This window comes from Allobosea massiliensis (genome assembly GCF_042655245.1).
GTDB lineage: Bacteria > Pseudomonadota > Alphaproteobacteria > Rhizobiales > Beijerinckiaceae > Allobosea > Allobosea massiliensis.
In genome coordinates, this window is sequence record NZ_JBHSLU010000037.1 from 1 (window position 1) to 19,859 (window position 19,859).

Consider the following 19,859-nt stretch of genomic DNA (forward strand, 5'->3'; position numbering starts at 1 on the left):
AGGCCGCTGCGACGCCGCAATCCGCAACCGCCTAAAGGCAATCGGCATGGGGGTCAGTTCTTCATGACGCAAAGGGGTCAGTTCCGAATGTCGCTGGACATCTGGGGGGCTGTGGGGCAGGTCCTGCGTGGCCAGGGCGTCATCAGCGGCGGGGAAAGACGCGGCAATGGGCTCCGGTGCCGCAACAGCTGGGATAGCCTTGGCGGCCTTCGCAGAGGCTTGGGGGACGTTAGCGGCCGCTATCTTCGAAAGCATGTCCTCGAGGGCTGCGAATTGCGCGCTGCGAATGACGGTCATTGCGGGATCGGCCTGGCCGATGCCGCGGATATGATCGATCAGATCTGTTGCTGCCTTTGCGAGCTCCTGAAGGTCGACCGGCCGCGGTTCCACAAGATCGATGGATACCTCGTAGAGGCTCCCGAGAAAGCTCGGGAGGCTTTCTAGCTCGATCGGCGCGCGGCGTTTCAGCGTCGCTGCATGCCAGCGTGCCTGGAAGTCGGCTTCCTGCTTGTCGACCGCGTGGACATAGGTCTCAAAGGGCTCCCCTTGACCTGTTGCTCCTTTGGCCATCCAGCGAAAGGCGTCGTCGCTGTGGCGAATGCCGATGATCTGGAAGCTGGCAGCTCGCTTGCCGATCGCCGCTTCATGATCCGCCTCTGTGTCGAATGAGCGAGGGTCAATCGAGCGACTCGCCGCCAGGCGCGTTGCCGACGTGAGCAGGGCGAGCGAGATGTCCATGAGAGAGCCGGTGGTCCCGTCCAAGCTCTCGGGATCGACGCCGATCTTGTAAATCCCGTGTCGCGGGTGTTCGAGCTCGGCAGTGAAAATTCGCGGAGCTGCTTCGATGCCTTCAATTTCGGCTCGGGCTTCCGAAATGAGACGCTGCAGGCTCTCCAGGCGTTCGTCAGATGAGCGGGCTTGGGCGACAAGCGAAACCGCTCCCGCCAGAGAAGCGGAAGAATGATAATCGGATTTCATGGCAATTCCAAAAATGCGTTCGGATCGAATAACAGCGGTTTAGGCAGGAATATTATGTCATGCGGCCGCTGGGGCTTCAACGAAGCCAGCACCCGTATATGCGACTTTCAGCGATCGAATTTTCTGATCGATAAATGGCGGATCGCGCAATAGCCGCCATGCGCTTGCGTGTGCACGTCGGCCGGCGCGTGTGTAGCAAGGCCGCGATAATTCCCAGACTGGCGACCCGCCTTCACGCAAGACCCTTTCCAGCACAAGCTCTGCGCCCAAGCCGCGGTCGCGGTGTTCGTCGGAGATCGCGAGATCGGGCCCCAGGTAGACGCCGGCGATGTCGCCAGTCGGTGCCAGGAGAACTACGCCGGCGTCGTGGTCGGCGAAAATGTAGCCCGGCGCTCGAATTGATGCGGTCGGCGAGCTCAGGCTGTCGAAGTCGCAAGGGTAGTCCGCGAGGATGTCGACGACGGACTTTTCGAAGATGTCGTCGACGATCACGAGATCCTCGTCGAGCTCGCCCTCGAGGAACCGGGAAAAGCGCTCTTCACCAGCGAGGAATTCGTCTTCCTCGAGATGAGCAAGAGTTTCAGCTTCAATGTGCATTAGACGGGATTTCAAGCTGGAGGGATGACCTCCAGTTGGTTCAGTTCATCCTACGCCGAGTGGCGTCGCTTTCGCGCGGCATGATCCCGCGCTGGTCGATCTCGTGCCAAAAGCCAAGTTCAGCCTCGGGAAGGGAAGCCTTTACGGCGGCCGAGGACACGGTGTGACCAGACCTGACGAGCGCAATGCCGAGACGGACGCGGTCGGAAACAATCGAAGAATTGATCATCGCAATTTTCTTGGTTCTTGAAGCGTTTAGCCTGATAGCGGCTGGGCGCGGGCGGATCAATTGAAAGAACGAAACTGTGTAGGAATTGCGGGATTTTTTCGGGGAAATAAAAAAATGGCGCCGCATCGCGCGGCGCCATTCACCGAAACTTTGATCTCACTGGGAAGCGAGCTTTGGCCGCGTGCGCTGTGATGCCGCCGGCACATTGCGAGGCGTGCCCTCTTGAGCGCGCTTCAGTTTGGCGGTCGCCGCAAGAGCGTCGTTCGTGTCTTCACCTGAAGCCACCTTCGAGAGCGTGGCCTTTTCCTGATCCTTCTTGCCCTGAAGGCCTTGGATCAGCGCGAGATTCTGCTGAGCCCGCGGATCCGCACCTGGCTGAGCGATCGAGCGCCGCAGGAAAACCTCGGCTTGACCGTAGTCACGCTCGAATGCGTAGGAAAGGCCGAGGTTGGCGAGAACCGACGGCTCCTCTGGTTTCACGCGTAGTGCGTGTTCGTAGAGCGTGCGCGCTTCGCGATGATTGCCCAACTTGTCGTTGGCGACGCCTCGCGCTGAAAGGACGCGCCAGTCGGGCATGTCGGCCTGAAAGGCCTGGGAGAGCACCTGATCGGCCCGAGCATATTCGCCGATCGAGATGAGTGATTTCCCATAGGCGGCCATAACGTCAGCGTCGCCCACACCACTCATGACGACGCGTTCGAGCACAGCGTTCTGCTGCTCGTGCTGGCTCAGAGACGCGAGTGTCTCGGAATAGGCGAGCGCATTCGCGGCATCCTGAGGATTGGCCTTGTAGGCGCTAGCCTGCGCCTGGGCGCGCGTGTTCAGGTCGGGGGACGTCAGAGCCGGATCCACCGTGGCCTGCGCCGTCGGCGCGCCGGGCAGTGTCATGCACGCGCCGAGGCTCAATGCGAGCGCGCTGACGCTGAAAATCCTGATGGCTTTTTGAAACATCGAATTCCGCTTTTATTCTGGGCGCCGGATGGCGAAAAAAATGGGATTAAAATTGAATAATCCGTCTTCTTATATCTGATTTTAGGAGGCCTGGCTGTGCATTTCAAAGCCGCTTATCCGATGAGCTTGGGTGAAATTTTCACGCCCCAGCAGCGGCCAGTCTCATCGGGAATGAGATTCGATTTTGCACGAGCCGGAATTATTTCCAACCCATAACGTCGATCACTCCAGGCATAATGATGATCACGAACAGTACAGGCAAGAAAAATAGGATCATCGGAACCGTAAGCTTCGGTCCCAGGGAGGCCGCTTTCTTTTTTGCGACCTGCATTCGTGACGTCCTCGACTCCGCAGACATTGAGCGAAGCGCCGACGCTACTGGTGTACCCTGAGTCTCAGCTTGGATCAAGGCGGTGCATGTGCTTTTCACCTCATCGATATTGGTTCGCAGGCCGAGATTTTTATAGGCTGCTGTCCGATCGGAGAGGGTGTTCAGCTCCGCGAGGGTAAAGTTGAGCTCCTGTGCGAGCGGTTCGGACTGGATGCTGATTTCCTTTGCCACGCGGCGAAACGCGGCTTCAGCGGTCGTTCCGGACTCGACGCAGATGACCATGAGATCCAGTGCGTCCGGCCACGCCATGCGGATGTCGGATTGCCGCTTATCCATGGCATTCTTGATGATGATGTCGGGGAGCTTCAGGCCGAGCAATGCTGACGCAATGACGGCGGTGACTTTCGCGGGGGCTGGCCAGTCCGTCACCTGCAGCCCGAACAGGTAGATCAACGCGATCAGTGAGCAGATGATCGGAGCTGCGAACCGCGCGAAAATGAAGGTGGTCTCAGCGGACGGCGACCGATAGCCGGCCCTGAAGAGCTTGTCCTTGTAGTCGCCGCGGCGCAGCAGAGAGCGAAGCTTCAACCGATCGACGGTGAACTTAGAGATCTCCTGAAGAAGGCTGATCCGACGCCGCTGCGGATCGCCGGCGCGGCCGAAGGTCTGGATTGCCGGCGTCGATGTGAGTGCGTCGAGCCGGATGGAGATGTTCTCACGCTTTGAGAACGTCGGGAGGAAGTAGGCGACGCATGCCGCCAAGCCCACGACGAGGCACATTCCGATAACGAGTTCATTGCCCATGGCTCAGACCTTGATCTGCGACATTTTGTTGATGATGTAGAGCCCGATCAGCATCCAGCTCGCCGCACCGATCAAAACCATGATGCCAATGGTGGTGCGGAAGAGGGGCAGGACGTAATTCGGTTCGGTGAAATGAATTCCGGCGAGGAAGAGGAAGGGCATGGCGCCGATAATGGCCGTCGAGGACTTGGCCTCCATGCTCATGGCTGCGATCTCGCCATACATGGCCTTCCGGTCGCGTAGCGTTTTGGACAGGTTGTCCAGTGCTTCCGACAGCCTGCCGCCGCTCGTTGACTGAAGCGCAACGGAGATCGCCAGGAAGTTGGTCTCGGGCGTCGGCACTCGGTCAGCGAGGCGCGCGATCGCGTCAGCGATCGTGATACCGATGGCTTGGGCATCGACCACGCGCTGAAACTCTGAGCGAAGAGGCTCCTTCGCTTCTCGCGCGATGCTGCGGAAGCACTCCGTCATATGCAGGCCCGCCTTGACGCCGCGGACGAGCATGTCCAGTGCGTTTGGCAGTTCGTTCACAAACAGGCGAAGCCTCTTTGCCCGAGCGCGACGGACGTAAAGCCGCATGGGGAAATAGGACCCCAGCGCGATCATCATCAGGCCGATATAGGCATTGCTGGTGATGAAGGTTGCGGCGACACCGATGATGGCGCCGACGAGCACGCTGTAGGTCCAGTAGAGGCGGGTCGACCAGAGAATGCCGGCCTGGTCCAGTAGAACCTCGAGCGACTTCGGATCGGCTGATCGTCCTTTTTCGACCTGGCGAAGTCCCTCGGCGATCATCTGGCGGCGGCGCTCGTCAGGCGAGAGCTTCCGGCGCCTGCGGTTCTCGATGACGGGGGATTTGGTGAGCGCCTTGACGCGCGATGTCGCGGCTCGCTCTGCGCCGAACTCCGGCTTGAGCTGCATAAAGACGATGAAGCCGATGGCGACGATGAGCATCGCCACCACCCATAGGTTTTCGGAAAGCACGTGGCTGCTCGCGTTCATTTCTTGCTCTTCGGGGCGTTCTGCAAGGCCGCGACCAGGTTCGCGTCCTCGCGGAAATAGCGGGCTCGCTCGATCATCTTCGGCTGCATCACGCCGGTCGATGCATGGTGCCCCAGGATTGCGCCCTTTGCGCCTTCGCCGGTGATGTCGAAGATCATGATGTCCTGGAGGGTGATCGTGTCGCCTTCCATGCCAGTCACCTCGGTGATGTGCGTGATGCGTCGCGAGCCGTCGCGAAGACGCTTCGTCTGGACGATGATCTCGACGGACGATTTGATGAGCTCTCGGATGACCTTTGAGGGGAGTGCCGACTGGCCCATCATCACCATCGACTCGAGGCGAGAGACCGCTTCGCGGGGGCTATTGGCGTGCAGCGTTCCCATCGAGCCGTCGTGGCCCGTGTTCATCGCCTGCAGTAGGTCGAAAGCCTCGCCGCTTCGAACCTCACCGACAATGATGCGGTCTGGGCGCATGCGGAGGCAGTTCCTGACGAGGTCAGCCATCTTGACCTCGCCGGCGCCTTCAAGGTTCTTCGTGCGGGTTTCGAGCGACACGACGTGGTGCTTCTGGATCTGCAGCTCGGCCGTGTCTTCGCAGGTCACGGTGCGCTCGTCGTCGTCGATGAACTCGCCAAGGCAATTCAGCAGCGTCGTCTTGCCGGAACCCGTTCCACCAGAGACGATGACATTGCAGCGTACCCGGCCGATGATCCGAAGCAGCTCGGCGCCCTCCGGCGAGATTGCGCCGAACTCGACCAGATTGCGCATGCGCAGGTGGTCCCTGCGGAACTTTCGGATTGTCAGGCTGGGGCCGCGAATGGAAAGCGGAGGCAGAATGATGTTGATGCGGGATCCGTCCGGAAGACGCGCGTCACAGATCGGCGACGAAAGATCGACGCGGCGCCCGGCCTGGTTTGCCATGCGCTGGCAAATTTTCTCGAGCTGCTTCTCGTCATTGAAGCTGATGTTGGTCCGCGAGATTTTGCCCTTGGTCTCGATGAACACGTCATCGATGCCATTGACCATGATATCGGCGATGTCGTCGCGCGCGAGGAGAGGTTCGAGCGGGCCGCAGCCGAGCACGTCATTGATGATGTCCGACGTCATCGTTGCCCGATCTTCTCGGGTCAGCGTCAGATTCTTCTGATTGATGACCTCGGCGATGTTTTTGGCGAGCTCGCTCCGGGCCTCCTCTTCGGCCATGTCATTGAAGCGACCGGCGTCCATTGTGTGGAGGACAGACTCGGTGATCTCGCGCTTGTTGTTGAGGAAGATGACCGATCGATCCTCGCTCGGAATGTGCTCCGCCAGGGCGATAGGCAGAGCTTTGCGGGTGGGCTCTGAGCGAGAATTGGGCGCGCGAGATGCGACAGGTGCTTCGTCATTGCGACGGCCGAACATGAGAATATTCCCGATAAATCGAGGTTGAAAAATATCAATGAAAAAAGGGCCCGCCCTTTTGAGCGAGCCCTTGGCTTATAGCCTAAGCCGATTTTCTTTTCACCGACGATTTTAGGCTTGCGAGCAGCCCGGCCTTTTTGGGCGAGGGGCTTAGGTCGATTTTCGCCGTGCTCGCCGGCTTACGCGCTCCGCCCCCGAGGAGGGCCATCAGCTTCTTGCTGGCTGAGGTGTTGATCTCGATGGGCTCAGGGGCACTGATGACGGCCGCTTCATCGACGAGCTTCAACGCGATGTTGGAAAACTGCCCGGTGATAGGCGATGAAGGATGCATTGCTGTGAAAGCCTGCCCCTCTGCCAGAGCCGCCGAGAATAGCGCCGGGTCATAGGGGAGGACTGCCAGTGGCGGCATGCCGATGGCCTGCAGGAATTCCTCCTCACTGACGCTGATGCGCTTCGGGATCCCGGCATTGTTGATGATGTAATGGTAGGCGCTGATATCGGCGCGAAGTGCGGCCAGATATTTGATCATCGTCTTCGTGTTGCGAAGGCCGATGATGTCGGGCGTTCCTACGACGATGACGTCATCGGCCTCGTTGATGACGTGGTTGGACAGGACGCCCCAATCGTGGGGCAGGTCGATCACGATGTTCGGCGACGAATTCTTGATCGCGTCGAGAACCCTTTCGACCCGCACGGTCTCGAAATTCGTTGCCTTCTCGAGGCTCGCCGGCGAGGGGAGAAGCTCAAGGCGATCCCCGAGCGGGATCATGATATTGCTCAGAAACGTCTCGTCGACGTCCTCGGCCCAAAGAGCGTCACCGAGGTCTCGGTCGGCAGCCTGATTGAAGTTCAAGAGCGCGCTTCCGAACGCAATGTCCGCGTCGACGAGAAGCGTCTGGTGCCCGTGTACCTCAGCCATGTTCCAGGCGATGTTTTGCGCGATCGTCGAACTTCCGACGCCGCCCGCGGCGCCGATGACGGCCGTCATTCTGCCCTTCGTCGAGCCGTTGGGCGCGTAGATCTGCGCGATCGCATTGAGGATTTCAGGCGTCGTTGCAGGACCGAGAAGGTACCCGGAGAGCTTGAAATCGATCATCTTCTTGTAGAATTTGACGTCATTCACCTGGCTTACGACGATGGCTTTCGTCGTGCCCTGGGTGACGTTGGCGATCCTGTCCAGAGCTTCGAGCACTGTGGCCGAATCGCCATCGATTTCGAGAATGATGAGGTCCGGCGTCGCATTGTCGGTGTATCGCTGGGTGATCTCATCCAGGTCGTAGCGATTGATGTCGACCTTGCGCTTGCGGTGAAGCGCGCGGCTCTTGGTCGCTTCAGCGATCGCTTCGGCCGTCTGCGGAGTTGTGTACCAGGCCTCGATGGAGATCCGAGGAACGGTGATGTTTTCGAGATCGAGCATGGCTGATTACCTCCGGCTCGAAGTGGAGTTGCCGCTTGCGTTGGAGCCGCCGCCGTTCGTCGACGACGTGTTGGCGTCGGCGCTGCTGGTTGTCGGACCGCCGCGGTAAGTCGAGATGACAGCTGTCGCCCGCGCCGCGTCGACTGGTGAGGGACGGTGCTGGCGCACGACATCCATCGGGTCCGCCATCTGCTTTGCGATCGCCTGCTGCGTCGCGCAGCCGTGATTGTAGTAGGGCAGGTTCTCGATGCCCGGTTCGATCGAGGCGAAGCCGGTATCGTCGGGCCACAGGCCGCACTGCTCGGTCACGGCAGCCTTGGCCTTGACGTATGTCAGCTTGATCGGGTTGAGCCCGGTCGGGTCGTTGGGCAGGTAGGTCTGGCCCCGAACCGCCGAGCGAGCGACGCCGTTGTCCTGGAGCGTTTTCAGGATCTGCTTTGCATGCGCTGCGGTCTGAGCGTCGACGCGACCATTGACGTCGGCAGGAACCGCGACGCTCATCACGCTCTTGCTGCTGCGCCGGAAGTCTTTCCCGAAGTCGGCGACGGTGAGCTTCTGGTCATTGTCGAGCGAGGCGTATTGCATCGGGAAGACTTCGAGGGTCTCCGGTGCATTGGCGAGCTTGATCGGAAAACGCTCCTGGTGGGTCGGCGCATAGGCCGGGGGATTGCTCTCGGCGAGCTGCGAGCAGGCGCCGAGCGAGAGTGCTGCTGCGGCAGCGAAACAGATGCGAAAATTGAACAAGGTGCGCTCCAAAATCACTTAACGATGAAACCGGCGCCGTCGAGCGCGCGCGTTGACGGCTTTGCCTTGCGCGAGCCGTTGATGACGTTGATCTGGCCCAGTGCGACGCCAGCGACATCAGATGCGTCGCGTAGGCCGGCGTCCGGACGGGTCAGCTCCTTCGAATTGACGCTCTTGGCGAGGTACGGGGTGATGGTGATCATCAGCTCCGATTCCTGTCGGGTGTAGTCACGCGACCTTGCGAGCGCGCCGATGATCGGAAGATTGCTGACACCCGGGATGCCTCCGAGCGACGTGCGCGAATTCTGCTGAATGAGGCCGGCCGTCATCAGGCTGCCACCGCTGGGGAGCTCGACGGTCGTCTCCGAAGAACGCGAGCGGAAGCCGGGGACCAGCATGGTCTGGCCGTCTGTGCCGACGGGAATGTTCAGGCCAATCGACTGATCGATATCAGAGACGTTGGTCTTCACTTTGAGGCTGATGCGGCCTGGCCCCAGGACGACGGGCGTGAATTCCAGCGAAATGCCGAATTCCTTGAACTCGACGGTGGGGGCGTTATTCCCGCCCGTCGACGATGACGAATTGGGCGTGGGAACCGGAACCTCGCCGCCGACCTTGAAGATGGCGCTTTCTCCCGACTGAGCGGTCAGCGTCGGCTCTGCCAGCAGCTTGGCGAGACCATTCTGCTCCATCGCGTTGAACGTGAGACCGCGGCTGCTTTTCGGATCGCCGGCGGCGTCGAGGGCCCGGCTTACGCTCTGCAGCGCGCCGCTGTTCGTCGTCAGTGGGTTGAAAAGACCCGTCGGCGGGCTGATGAAGTTCAGCGCCGTGTTCCCAACGGACCATTTCCCGTCAGTCTTGATGCCGAGCTGCTTCAGGGCGTTGCGATTGACCTCCGCGATGGTCACACGGAGCATCACCTGGTCCTTGCTGCGGATGGTCAGCGAGTTGATCACGCGGCTCTGCTGCTGCCCTCCTCCAGCCGAAGCCGGCGAAAGCATGGTGGTCGCGCCATTGCCTGTTGCTGCCGGAGCGCCCTGCGGGCCGTTGAGGAAGGCATTGGCCATCTCGGTAGCGCGCGTCGCATCCAGCGGCGTGTCGACTTCGCCATTGAGGACGATCATGTTGCCGACGATGCGCGGCTCGATCTTCGCGGTGGGGATGGTCTGACGAAGCACCTCCCGGAGAAGCGCGAGATCCTGGGTCACGTGGATCTCGATGTTGGCAAAGCGGTTCCCGCTGCCGTCCATGACATAGATTGCCGTGGTGCCCGTGTTGACGCCCACGAGAAAGAGGCGACGGGCTGACTTGACGACCGCCGTCACGATTGTCGGATTGGCGATGAAGATATCCGCAGCGTCCTCGGGCAGGTCGATAACCTCCGACTTCCCGACGTTGACCGATACGATCTGGCTCGTGCCGCGGGTTTGGCTGACGCGACCTGAGCGGCTGGCTGTCTCTGTGACGACCTTCTCACCGTACGCCATGATCGGAACCGTTTGCGCGATCACCGGCGTTGACATGATGGCCGCGACGAGGCCTACGGCGTGCGCCGTCTTCTGAAGCGAAAAAAGGGACATGTGAAAAACCTTAGCGGGGAAGTTCGCTGGCAACGCCGGAGCGGACGATGCGAAGTGACCTCGCCTCTTCCTTCTTCTCCAGCGGAGCAGCCTGGACGGGATGTTCGCCGGCGTCCTTGGTGAAGGGGCGCAGAGTCATTGTCAGGGAGCCCGACTTTTGCGCGACAGCGATCAGGTCGGCCTGAGCCGGGAGAACCTCGATCGTAGCCGTTGCGCCGGTCATGGTCCGCTGACCGTCCTCTTCCTTGATCTGGTTTCCGATCGCCAAAATCTTCACGTTGGTGAGGATTGGCTCGGCTTTCGCGCCGCCGGCGGAGGTCACGACGCGGAGGATGTCGACGCGATCGCCAGGGAGGATGAAGCCGCCGGCTGTGTCGACGGGGCTTGCCGGGATCGCGACTGCGCGCATGCCCTCTGTGAGGACCGCTGACATGAAGCTGCGGCTGCGATCCAGGATGAAGCGGTCAGGGGTAACGGTTTCGCCCACCGTGACGTTCGCGCGAACGAGGACGCCTTGGAAATCCTCTCGTGCCGTAGGCCGATCGCGACGAAGGACCGATGTGGGCGGGCGGTGCGCTTCAGGCCAAGCGACCCATTTCAGGTCCTCGGCGCCAACCCGCGAGCCCGCCGGCAATGCTTTGCCCGCGACGAGGATTTCGACCATCGGGTCGGCCGGCTTTTCGCGGACAATGACCTGCTGATTTGCAGGCGCGGCCGAAGGCGGCGGCGCCGAGCCCTTCCCGAGGGTGTAGGCGGCAATTGCGATCGCAGAAATCGCGACGCCTGCCATGATCGATCGAGTCGAAATCATTTTATCCCCAAATAAATCGCATTAAAAATGGCGGGCAAAAATGCCTTTAAAGATATCGGTGTTTATCTCATAATTGGGGTTAGAAGCAAATACTGGCTGGTAATCGCCCCCATAGCGATGCCGATGCCGTAGGGCACGTATCGGAAATTCTTCTGCCATCGCTCGAATGCATCCCATCGATAAACGAAAAGGGGCATTGGAGTGTGGCGCATAAACTGAAGCGCCAGCGTGACGAGGCCGCCGAAAATGCTGGTCATGCCGATGTAGAGAAACAGAGCCTCAGGCGCCTGAAACCAGAGGGATCCAGCAGACATCAGCTTCACGTCGCCGCCGCCCATGAGATTGTGATGGTGCAGAACGAGCAGTACCGCGAAGATCGCGATCATGGTGGCTGCTCGGATGGCGATCTCCACGGGCCCGATCGATGCGACGGCGGCATGGATGAAGAAGCCCAGGATCAGCAAGATTGAGATCTTGTTCGAGATCTTCATGGTGAGGGCGTCTTGGACGCCTGCGGCGATCATCAGCGCGCTGAAGACCGCCAGGAGGGTCGTCTCGGCCGGGCCGAGCGCGGCGATGGCGTTCATTTGAGTTGAGCCGTCTTCTCGTTCTTGGTCGCCGGTGCATCAGCGGCCGTTTTCGGATCGGCCTTTTGAGTGCCGAGCGGGTTCTGGGAAGCTGCCATTGCCTGCTGGAAGCCCTTCATCGAAGCATTGAGGCGCACTTTCTGGCCATCCCGCGTGAAGCTGAACGCGATCTGGGGCGCATCGGAGAACCAGCCTGCCACTGGACCGACAATGTCCATCGAGGTCTGGCACTTTCCGGCGTCGCAAGACCACTCGGTTGAGGCGAGCGACTTCTCGAATCCCGAGAAGCTGACCTCGAGGCCCGGGCCGGGATCGATCTTGTCGGTGAAGTCGAAGACGATGACCGGGCGACCGTTGGGCTTGGTTGCGATCTTCCAGTTCAGCTTTTCGTCAGCTCCGCTGCTGATCGACTGCTCGATCCGGCAGATGCGCTCATTCAGGTCGAGCTGCATGTCGCATGACAGCGACCAGTCACCGAAAGCACGGGTCATCTTCAGGACATCGCCGTTATCGACGGTTCCCTTTGGCAGGATAGCCAGTTCGGGAGCCTTTGCCTTGCCCTGGTTGCCGGTGAACCTCACCTTGGCTACCGCCGCCGGGGCGGGGGTGGGCGCAGGCGCCGTCACAGCCGCTTTGACGCTCTCGACTGGCTTTTCAACGGAAGCCGGGCGCTTCACCGGCACCGCGCGTGGGCCGATATCCGACGGTGCCGCAATTGCGGGCTTGTCCGCCTCAGGCTGCGCCAGTGCTGCCGGCAACTCGGACGGGTAAGCCGACGATCCGCCCACATTGAGAGAACCCCACGCGGCGCGGGTGGTGTCCACCGGGATGAATGCCGGGGCTGGCGCCTTTGGCGAGGCAACCTCTTGGATCTTGGGTTCGGGCGCAGACGGCACCTTCTTCACGGTGGCAGGCGCTTCCACCTTGGCGGAGACCGGCTTTGAAGAGGTCGCCGGTAGAGATTCCTTGGCCGGCGTCGCCTTCTTCACTTCTGTCGGTCGCGCCGTTGCGGGCTCGGCGAAGAGGCTGCGTCCCGTGACGGCGCCCGGCGCCGGAGCGTCCCAATCACCGGCCTCGATCATGAGGGGCGGAGTGACGAGTGTGGGCGCCTGGCCGGGGATCGCCATCTGGCGACTTGGCTGGGCAAAGCTCACAGCAACATTGAATGAGAGCGCGAGCACGCTGCAGCTGAGAAATATGGGAAGATTTTTCTGCACGATTGTCTCCGCCGCAGAAGGCCCTGCGAGCCGATTTAATGAAACGTAAAAACGCGATTTCTTATGGGCTATATACCCGTAAAATCACAAGATGAAAATGCGCATAAAAGCCGAAGAAATTAGGCGTCGGGTGATGACGCCATTTTCGTCTTTTCCGGTTCGATCTTTCCAGCCTGTCGAGATTTCGCGGACGCCCGCTTCTCCGCCTTCACGGGCTTCGCCGCCTTGCTGGCTGCCGGGGCGGGCGGCTGATCAACCTTTTCCGAGGGTGGAGCCGCGGCTGCCCCTGGGGTGAAATCGGCGAGACGAGGGCGATCGACCTTTTCAGGGGTCTCGACCGTCACGATCTTGGGGCGCGCAGCCGGCGTGGGCGTCCCGGACACGCTGGGCCGTGGTGCTGGCGCGCTTGCTGAAGCGACGCTCGGCAGCGGGTCGGTAACCGGGCCAGACGGATGCAGGAGCTGCGGGACCGCGCTGCGGTTTGCGACGCGAGGGACGGCAGCGGAGAGAGCTGGATCAACGAAAGGCTCGCTCGCCGGGCGACCATAGATCGGCACGTCGTGACGCGACGCAGCGGCGGCCATTTCGTGCGCCGCGCCATACGTTTTGATGCGAAGCGGCACCGTGCTGTCGACGATGTCTGGTATTTTTTCGCCGGGAGCGCGCGCTTTGACGACTTGGGGCTCCGGTTCCGCGGCGACCTCGATCGGCGGGCTCATGGAGGCGGCAGCCCGATACATGTCGCTGACGAATTTGAAGCGGCCGTCGCAGCCGACCAGATACGCAAATGAATCCGACCGCACTCGCTGCAGGCAGCTTTCGACGTGCTGAAAGCCGCGATTGGCCAGCGCTGAGTTGATCTCGCGCAGCCAAGACGCATTCGGATAGCGACCCGCCATGGGGCCATCATAGAAGATGGGCGTGCCGATCATGATTGGTGCCGGCGCAGCGTCGGGCCGCGGCTCCGACACATAAGGCGCTGTGGTGCTCTCAACCCCTTGGCTCGAGGTGAGAATGAGTGTGCCAAAAAGGGCTGTGCACGCAGCAAAGCCTAGGGCGCGAGCCGATCTCATCAAAAATTCCCTTTGAGGGATTAAACCCAGACTCTTCGATTTTCAGAAATTCAAAAAACAGACAAAAATGCCGTCCGCGATATGTACCCTAAATCGGGAGATTTGATAATCGGGAAATATCAGACGGAAGCAGATCGAGCACGTGCACAAACAAAAAGGCCCCGGAGTTACCCGGGGCCTCGTTGCCTGGAAGAAGGTCGGATCAGGGGTTCGCGGCGGTGGCGTTGGTGATCGCGGTGCCGACGTTGCCGAAACCGGTGGTCAGGTTGCCGCGGAGCGTGGTGAGCGCGCCGATGAGGCCGACAGCGACGACGCCAGCGATCAGACCGTACTCGATGGCGGTGGCGCCGGACTCGTCCTTCAGAACCTTCTTGAGCATCTTGGTCATTGGGAAATCTTTCTTTGCAAACCGTGGGTGGAAGTCAGTTACCGTGTCGCCGGCAGTTGTTCGCTGCGACTGAAGTTAGGTTTAGTTGGAGCGATTCCGAGGGTCAACGTAATTCGCGCTAAAATCGGTTAGTGCGACTTTCTGTCAAAATTCGCTGCGACATTCTGTCGAAAAATATCCAACGTTAAATCGGGCAAAAAAATGGGGCGCCCGAAACTCGAGCGCCCCAAAATTCTCAAATGAACAGCTTTGACGTATGGATACTGAAAACGGCTTCGCAGGCGCGCTAAAGCACGGTGCGACTGACTATTTCGGCGCCCAAACGGGCAATATGTCGACTTTTGAAAACCCGGCTTGCCGGTGTCGCTCTTGTACGTGCGGCGCACTCGATGCGTCAAGCGCGATTTATGAGAGCGCCATTTTATCCTCATTTTGTTTGAGCTTTCGGCCGAGAAAATGTACAACCGGTCGTCGCCCCCAATTTAAGGCATTTTGTTTTATGAAGATTTGCGCCCTTTTGCTCGCCGCTGGCCTTTCGACCTTCGGCGCCGTTTCATCCCATTCGCAGGAAGCGTCAGGCAGCTCCACCGTGAGCTCGGGCGCGGCGTCACTACCGATCGCGCGCCCCAAGCGTGAGACGGTTTCAGTCGTCATGGATCAAGCGCTGGTGGTCCGCGCGCCCGACAAGATCAGGACGATGATCCTGGGCAACCCGGCGATCGCAGACATCGCCTCGGAGGGAAAGGGCATGCTGGTCATCACCGGCAAGTCCTACGGCAGCACCAATCTCGTGCTGATCGACGAGGAGGGCCGCGTGGCGGGCGAGACCCTTATTCAGGTCGGCCCCCCGCGTGCTGGCGTGGTCACGGTCCAGAAGGGTGAAACGAAGGAGGCGTACTCCTGCACGCCCCGATGCATGCCGATGGTCCATGTCGGAACGACACCGACATTCTTCAGCGAAGCATCAAGCCAAGCGCAGCAGCGATACGGCCAGCAGGGCGCCGGGTCTGCCCCGGCACCTGCACCAGCCCAGCCGCGACGCTGAGGATTTAAGGGCCCTTCGGGGCCCTTTTCTTTAGACCAACACTGCCTGTGTGGTTCCAAATCGCGGAAGCGGCGTCTCTGGCTTCACCGAGTAGCTCCTGAAGCCAGGGTTTGCCATGAGCTCTCTCAATCGGGTCCAACGGCGATTGGGATTGTCGTTCTTCACGGCCCGACGGATCGCGTCCCTTTGACCGATCACGACCACCATTGATTTTCCCCGCGTGACGCCGGTGTATAATAGATTGCGGGCGAGCATCATGTAATGGGAATTGACCATGGGTATGATGACGGCAGGATACTCAGAACCCTGCGATTTGTGGATCGTGATGGCGTAAGACGCCTGCAATTGGTCGAGTTCGTCGAAAGCATAGCTGACGATCTCTTGATCGAACCGGACGTCGAGTTTCTTTTCCTCCGGGGTGATTGCCACAACGAAACCGGAGTCGCCGTTGAAAACATTCTTGTCGTAATTATTGGTCGTTTGCATGCATTTGTCGCCAACGCGGAACTGCCAATCGTTCCAGGTGACGGCCGGCGCGCCCGGCGTGAGCGGGTTAAGCGCGGCTTGCATCGCCTTGTTCAGGGCGATCGTGCCGAGATCGCCGAGCCGCATCGGGGCAAGGATCTGGATGTCGGTGAGCGGGTTGAGGCCCAGGCTCGCTGGCATTCGCTTCGTGGCGATTTCCACGAGCTCGAGGGCGAGCGCCTGTGTCAGCGTTTTGCCCGCATGCATCGATCCTGGCTCCTCGTAGGGCCAGAGATAGAAATCGGACGCCTGCCCGTTCGGAAGATTCTCAGGCAATGCGCCCTGATTGATGCGGTGCGCGTTCGATATGATGCGGCTGGAGGCAGCCTGTCGAAAGATCTGGTCCAGCCTGGCCACGGGGAGGGCGCCTGATTCAATCAGGTCACGAAGGACAGCTCCGGCTCCGACGGAGGGGATCTGGTCAACGTCGCCAACCAGAATGAGCGCCGGTGCCTCAACGCCCTCTGAAGCGCTCTTGGCAATCTTATCCAGCAGCGACTGGAAGAGGCGGACATCGAGCATGCTGGCTTCATCGAGCACCAGCAGCTTGGCGCCCTTGAGGTGATCCTCCTTTTTCCGCTGCTTCTTGTCGTCGCCGTCCTTTGGGTCCGCGGCCTCATCTTGGTCGCCCTCCTCACGACGTCCGAACCCAATGAGGCGGTGCACCGTCATGGCTGGAAGGCCGGTCTGTTCTGCCATCCGTTTTGCTGCGCGACCTGTAGGTGCGGCAAGCTTGATCGCGTCTGGGCCAATATGGCGGAATAAGACGCGAAGCAGCGTGTCGAGCGTTGTGGTTTTGCCAACGCCGGGGCCGCCGGTGATGATGCAGACCTTGTTCTGGATTGCGGTTTTGATCGCTTCTCGCTGGCTGGACGACAGGCTTCGTTTCGTCTGAGCCTCGACCGCGGCGATTTCCTTGTCGACAGAGCCAACGGACCACGGAACCCGTCCACCTCGAAGGATCTTGAGCCGTTCCGCAATGATCCCCTCTGCTTCGTGCATTCGCCTGGTGAAGACACACCAGGTCGTGCCGATGGTGTCTGACAGGATGCGATTGGCCTCGAGCTCCTCATGGACGATCCGTTCGACGGCGGCGCGGTTGGCCTCGAGGAGTTCGGCGGAGCGATCGATGAATTCGAGGAACGGCAGCCCGCAATGGCCCTTGCTCGTTTCCGTCTCCAGGACGTGGTTGACGCCCGCGCGCAGGCGCCGCGGATCGTCCCTCTTGAAGTCGAGAGTGGATGCGATCTGATCTGCGAGTTTGAAGCCGATGCCGCGAACGTCCGACGTCAGCTGGTACGGGTTCTCGGACATGACCCGGAACGCGCCGCCAGGCTTGTCCTTGTAGGCCTTGTAGATGGAATAGGCCCGCTGGGCGCCGACATTGCGCTCATTCAGGAACTGCATGATCGAAGAGATTTCGCGGTGAGTTTCCCACGCGGAGAGAATAAGGTCCGCTCGCTTTTTCCCGATGCCCTTCACCGTCCGAATTTTCTCCGGATGATGATTGATGATCAGAAGCGCGTCGGCGCCGAATTTACCGACGATCTGGCGCGCGGTTTCAGGCCCAATTCCCTTGATGAAGCCTGAAGCCAGATAATTCTCGATATCTTTCTGGGTCTCGGGCGGTGTGATGGTGACGCCGGTGATCTTTACCTGCTGGCCAAATTTCGGATGGTTGACGATTTTGCCCGCAACGTGCGCCGTTTCTCCGACTTTCAGGGGGCTGGATACGCCGCTGCAAATGTAGGAGGCCTTATCCAAGGAGTTTTTGACGACAAAAACGGAAAAACCCGATTCGTCATTGCGGTGACGAATCGAGTCCACACGGCCGCGAATAGAGATGGTTTCTGCGGGCGCAGCTTCATTCCGCATCTTAGTCGAATTCCTGGGCTTTAATTTATCGTCTCAAGGTCCACCAGGGCCAAAGTGACATTGTTATCCCGAGAATGCCGCGCTGACGCGATGATGGCGTCTATTACCGCGCTGGCGGTCTTCTGCTGAACCCTGCCTCGGCCGACCCGAACCATTCCTTTCGCGTCGGGACGCTTTCCGATTTGAAGATAAAAATGCGGATCGCTAATCAGATCGACAAAGTCGACTCCGGCACCTTCAAAGGCAACCATCAAAGCCTCTGCTTCGTCGCGATCATGGCAGAGTACGAATTCCGCCAGGGTGGCCTTTACGTCCCTCTCCAGAGCTCGAAGAACCAGGGTCATCAGCGCATCCGGAAAGACATAAACGAGGAGGGGCGAGGAGCGCTTGGTTCCGGCCTCACCTGTTTCGCCGCCCGTTGCGGATCCAGTCTCGGCAGACCTCACGGCTGATATCGGCCGGGCATGCCGCGTTGCGGCTCTGTGGGCGGGTTGTCGGCGGCCGCAGTGGCTGGCTCACCACTTCGGGTTCGCCCGGTACATGGACATAATGCCATGCCGACACTCCTTGGTCGAAATAGCGACCAGGCGCGTTCGGAACCGGCTGAAGAACGGGAATGGCCGTTCCGTCGTATTTCGCCCCGCATCCGGACAGGATAATCGCGACGAGAGCGAGATAGGGCCTCTTCACTGGCGATCTCCGCGGGAAAGGGTTGTGTCGAACCGCGTCGGCGACCTGAAGCCTGATTCAAAGCGCGCGTCATACCCGTACTTGTAGGCGGTCGATTTGCGCGAGCTGTCTCCGAAAACGTAGCTGGTGAACGGGATCCAGGGGTGTCCGATGGGGTATCGGTAAGCTCGCCTCTCGGATGCAGCTTCGCCCTCATATGCGAGGGCGTTCGAGCAAACCTGCTGGTTGCGGTTGGAATCGTAGAAGCACTTGCCGGGGCTGGTCGTGGTGATTGACTGGTGATCACCCGCGCAGCCGGCAAGCATCGCCGCGGTCGCGGCGATGGCAAAAATACGCGGCATTGGAAATCTCGCTATGACGTTTCAGAGAATGATTTTGCCAGCGAGCGAGGCCTCGCTGGCGTATTGATTCAATGTCGCTGTGGGTGTGAAAAAGCGATCAGCCTCGACATTGAGCCCACCGGGCCCTTCCATCGAGGACAGATCGCTCAGAAGAATGACGCCGACTTCTGGCGCGCCGTTGCCGAGGTCGGCGAGGCCAAACAGGACGTTATTGTCATCCGGGCTCATTTCCGAAATGAGCCAAGTCATGTTGCTCCAGGGCGCGAACAGTTTCAGAACGGGCCGAGGATCAAAGTTCTTTACGGCCTTTGCTTCCTGCCCGTTCTTGAGCAGTTGCTGCCGATCAATGTCGGTGATGGTGATCATAATCGAAAATATTCCTGAGGCATCGCCTTAGGCGACATTACCCCATGCGCAATCGCGATTCCAGCGCCATGGCGTACTCGCGGTACCGGTTGACCGGCTTGGGGGCCGCCGGCTTGGCGATCTGCTTCGGAGCTGCGACCGGGGCGGAGGTGCGCTTCTTGAGGGAGATGCCCTTGATGGGCGTCGGTTCGACGAGGAGCCGGTTGTGGCAGACCTTGCAATACTGACGAGTCCGATAGCGGGGGAGCCCGCAGTATACTGTGACGCCCTCCTCGTCGCGGCCTGCCAGATTGTGGCACTGGTCGTCGGCGATTTCGAAGAGTCGAAGACGCAGCGGCCGATACTCGGGAGCCGGAGCAGGTGCCGAGAACGGCAACTTCTCGACGGGGGAGGCTTGCGCGCTTTCGACGGGGGTCTTGTGGGCGGCGGCAGCAGCGAGAGCAATGACTTTGGGCTTCAGGGCTGCGTTGCGAACCGAAGACGACTCGATTTTGTGCTGAAGGCAGGCGTTCAGCACCTCGTCGGCGCTGACCATGTCGTGGACCATGATGGTCATGATCCGGGCGGCGGTCTCGAGCGAACATCCCTGCCGGATGATGAGATCGCGGAGAACGCTGACCTCGCTGGTCTGGAAGTTCCGACCTCCAGTTGGCGCCGCGAGCTCGGCTTCATTGCGAGCTGCCGCCCCGCCCAGATCGACGCCCATCTTGAGACAGAGGAAGATCGTCCGATTGCGGGATAGCCCCAGCTTCTCGGTCGCCTCTTTCATGGAAAGGCCGCTCTTCGCGAATTCGAAAAGGCGGTCTGAGATTGAAAATTCGGGGGTCAGAAAATTCGCCGTAAAATCTGCGCCGGCAGCGCGCGTGATCACGCCCGCGTCAGCGGGGGGAGCAAATGAAACATGCATA

General features: G+C 60.1%; 22 protein-coding genes. 1 reads left to right on the forward strand and 21 read right to left on the reverse strand.

The annotated features are described in order from the left end of the window. The 15 genes from ACFPN9_RS13025 to ACFPN9_RS13095 form a co-directional block, all read right to left on the reverse strand. Positions 1–978, reverse strand: a 978-nt coding sequence (locus ACFPN9_RS13025) for a hypothetical protein (protein ID WP_377817154.1), incomplete at its 3' end; no start/stop codon positions are given. Positions 979–1,035: 57 nt separating this feature from the next. Beyond that, the gene (locus ACFPN9_RS13030; protein ID WP_377817155.1) at positions 1,036–1,575 is read right to left on the reverse strand and encodes a hypothetical protein; all 540 of its coding nucleotides are present in this window, start codon (positions 1,573–1,575) and stop codon (positions 1,036–1,038) included. Between the two features lie 40 nt (positions 1,576–1,615). Then, positions 1,616–1,930 carry a hypothetical protein gene (locus ACFPN9_RS13035; protein WP_377817156.1) on the reverse strand — a complete coding sequence of 105 codons (315 nt, stop codon included), beginning with the start codon at positions 1,928–1,930 and terminating at the stop codon, positions 1,616–1,618. A 30-nt stretch (positions 1,931–1,960) separates the two neighbouring features. Beyond that, entirely contained in the window at positions 1,961–2,755 is a 795-nt protein-coding gene (locus ACFPN9_RS13040; protein ID WP_377817157.1) for a tetratricopeptide repeat protein, read from the reverse strand. Between the two features lie 199 nt (positions 2,756–2,954). Next, complete coding sequence (locus ACFPN9_RS13045; protein ID WP_377817158.1) at positions 2,955–3,890, reverse strand: type II secretion system F family protein; 936 nt, start codon at positions 3,888–3,890, stop codon at positions 2,955–2,957. Positions 3,891–3,893: 3 nt separating this feature from the next. Continuing rightward, positions 3,894–4,685, reverse strand: a complete 792-nt coding sequence (locus tag ACFPN9_RS13050) for a type II secretion system F family protein (RefSeq protein WP_377817159.1) — start codon at positions 4,683–4,685, stop codon at positions 3,894–3,896. Positions 4,686–4,888: 203 nt separating this feature from the next. Next, positions 4,889–6,292, reverse strand: coding sequence for a CpaF family protein (locus tag ACFPN9_RS13055; protein ID WP_377817160.1), 1,404 nt, complete (start codon positions 6,290–6,292; stop codon positions 4,889–4,891). 82 nt (positions 6,293–6,374) lie between these two features. After that, a complete protein-coding gene (locus ACFPN9_RS13060; RefSeq protein ID WP_068203706.1) occupies positions 6,375–7,709 on the reverse strand; it encodes a CpaE/TadZ family protein in 1,335 nt (444 codons plus the stop codon). A gap of 6 nt (positions 7,710–7,715) precedes the next feature. After that, positions 7,716–8,471, reverse strand: coding sequence for a CpaD family pilus assembly protein (locus tag ACFPN9_RS13065; protein WP_377817161.1), 756 nt, complete (start codon positions 8,469–8,471; stop codon positions 7,716–7,718). After that, the gene (locus tag ACFPN9_RS13070; RefSeq protein ID WP_068203702.1) at positions 8,468–10,033 is read right to left on the reverse strand and encodes a type II and III secretion system protein family protein; all 1,566 of its coding nucleotides are present in this window, start codon (positions 10,031–10,033) and stop codon (positions 8,468–8,470) included. The genes ACFPN9_RS13065 and ACFPN9_RS13070 overlap by 4 nt, the downstream gene beginning before the upstream one ends. A 10-nt stretch (positions 10,034–10,043) precedes the next feature. Then, positions 10,044–10,823, reverse strand: a complete 780-nt coding sequence (cpaB, locus tag ACFPN9_RS13075; protein WP_377817162.1) for a Flp pilus assembly protein CpaB — start codon at positions 10,821–10,823, stop codon at positions 10,044–10,046. 83 nt (positions 10,824–10,906) lie between these two features. Next, complete coding sequence (locus ACFPN9_RS13080; protein WP_377817163.1) at positions 10,907–11,431, reverse strand: A24 family peptidase; 525 nt, start codon at positions 11,429–11,431, stop codon at positions 10,907–10,909. After that, a complete protein-coding gene (locus tag ACFPN9_RS13085) occupies positions 11,428–12,648 on the reverse strand; it encodes an invasion associated locus B family protein (protein WP_377817164.1) in 1,221 nt (406 codons plus the stop codon). Before ACFPN9_RS13085 ends, ACFPN9_RS13080 begins: the two co-directional genes overlap by 4 nt. Before the next feature lie 119 nt (positions 12,649–12,767). Beyond that, positions 12,768–13,580 (reverse strand): hypothetical protein, encoded by an 813-nt coding sequence (locus ACFPN9_RS13090; RefSeq protein ID WP_377817165.1) that lies wholly within the window; start codon positions 13,578–13,580, stop codon positions 12,768–12,770. 343 nt (positions 13,581–13,923) lie between these two features. Next, the gene (locus tag ACFPN9_RS13095; RefSeq protein WP_068076085.1) at positions 13,924–14,109 is read right to left on the reverse strand and encodes a Flp family type IVb pilin; all 186 of its coding nucleotides are present in this window, start codon (positions 14,107–14,109) and stop codon (positions 13,924–13,926) included. 256 nt (positions 14,110–14,365) lie between these two features. Between ACFPN9_RS13095 and ACFPN9_RS13100 the strand changes: the two genes are divergently transcribed. Next, positions 14,366–15,154, forward strand: a complete 789-nt coding sequence (locus ACFPN9_RS13100) for a pilus assembly protein N-terminal domain-containing protein (RefSeq protein ID WP_377817166.1) — start codon at positions 14,366–14,368, stop codon at positions 15,152–15,154. 30 nt (positions 15,155–15,184) lie between these two features. Here ACFPN9_RS13100 and recD2 read toward each other — a convergent pair whose 3' ends face one another. From recD2 to ACFPN9_RS13130, 6 genes are read right to left on the reverse strand one after another with little or no spacing between them, the layout of a single operon-like run. Continuing rightward, positions 15,185–17,554 carry an SF1B family DNA helicase RecD2 gene (gene recD2 / locus ACFPN9_RS13105; protein WP_377817167.1) on the reverse strand — a complete coding sequence of 790 codons (2,370 nt, stop codon included), beginning with the start codon at positions 17,552–17,554 and terminating at the stop codon, positions 15,185–15,187. A 20-nt stretch (positions 17,555–17,574) separates the two neighbouring features. After that, positions 17,575–17,898 (reverse strand): hypothetical protein, encoded by a 324-nt coding sequence (locus tag ACFPN9_RS13110; protein WP_068203690.1) that lies wholly within the window; start codon positions 17,896–17,898, stop codon positions 17,575–17,577. A 55-nt stretch (positions 17,899–17,953) separates the two neighbouring features. Continuing rightward, positions 17,954–18,244, reverse strand: a complete 291-nt coding sequence (locus tag ACFPN9_RS13115) for a hypothetical protein (RefSeq protein WP_377817168.1) — start codon at positions 18,242–18,244, stop codon at positions 17,954–17,956. Beyond that, the gene (locus ACFPN9_RS13120; RefSeq protein ID WP_377817169.1) at positions 18,241–18,585 is read right to left on the reverse strand and encodes a hypothetical protein; all 345 of its coding nucleotides are present in this window, start codon (positions 18,583–18,585) and stop codon (positions 18,241–18,243) included. The genes ACFPN9_RS13115 and ACFPN9_RS13120 overlap by 4 nt, the downstream gene beginning before the upstream one ends. Before the next feature lie 21 nt (positions 18,586–18,606). Next, positions 18,607–18,951, reverse strand: a complete 345-nt coding sequence (locus ACFPN9_RS13125) for a DUF2958 domain-containing protein (protein WP_068203686.1) — start codon at positions 18,949–18,951, stop codon at positions 18,607–18,609. A 37-nt stretch (positions 18,952–18,988) separates the two neighbouring features. Next, positions 18,989–19,822, reverse strand: coding sequence for a hypothetical protein (locus ACFPN9_RS13130; protein WP_377817170.1), 834 nt, complete (start codon positions 19,820–19,822; stop codon positions 18,989–18,991). Positions 19,823–19,859: the final 37 nt, after the last annotated feature.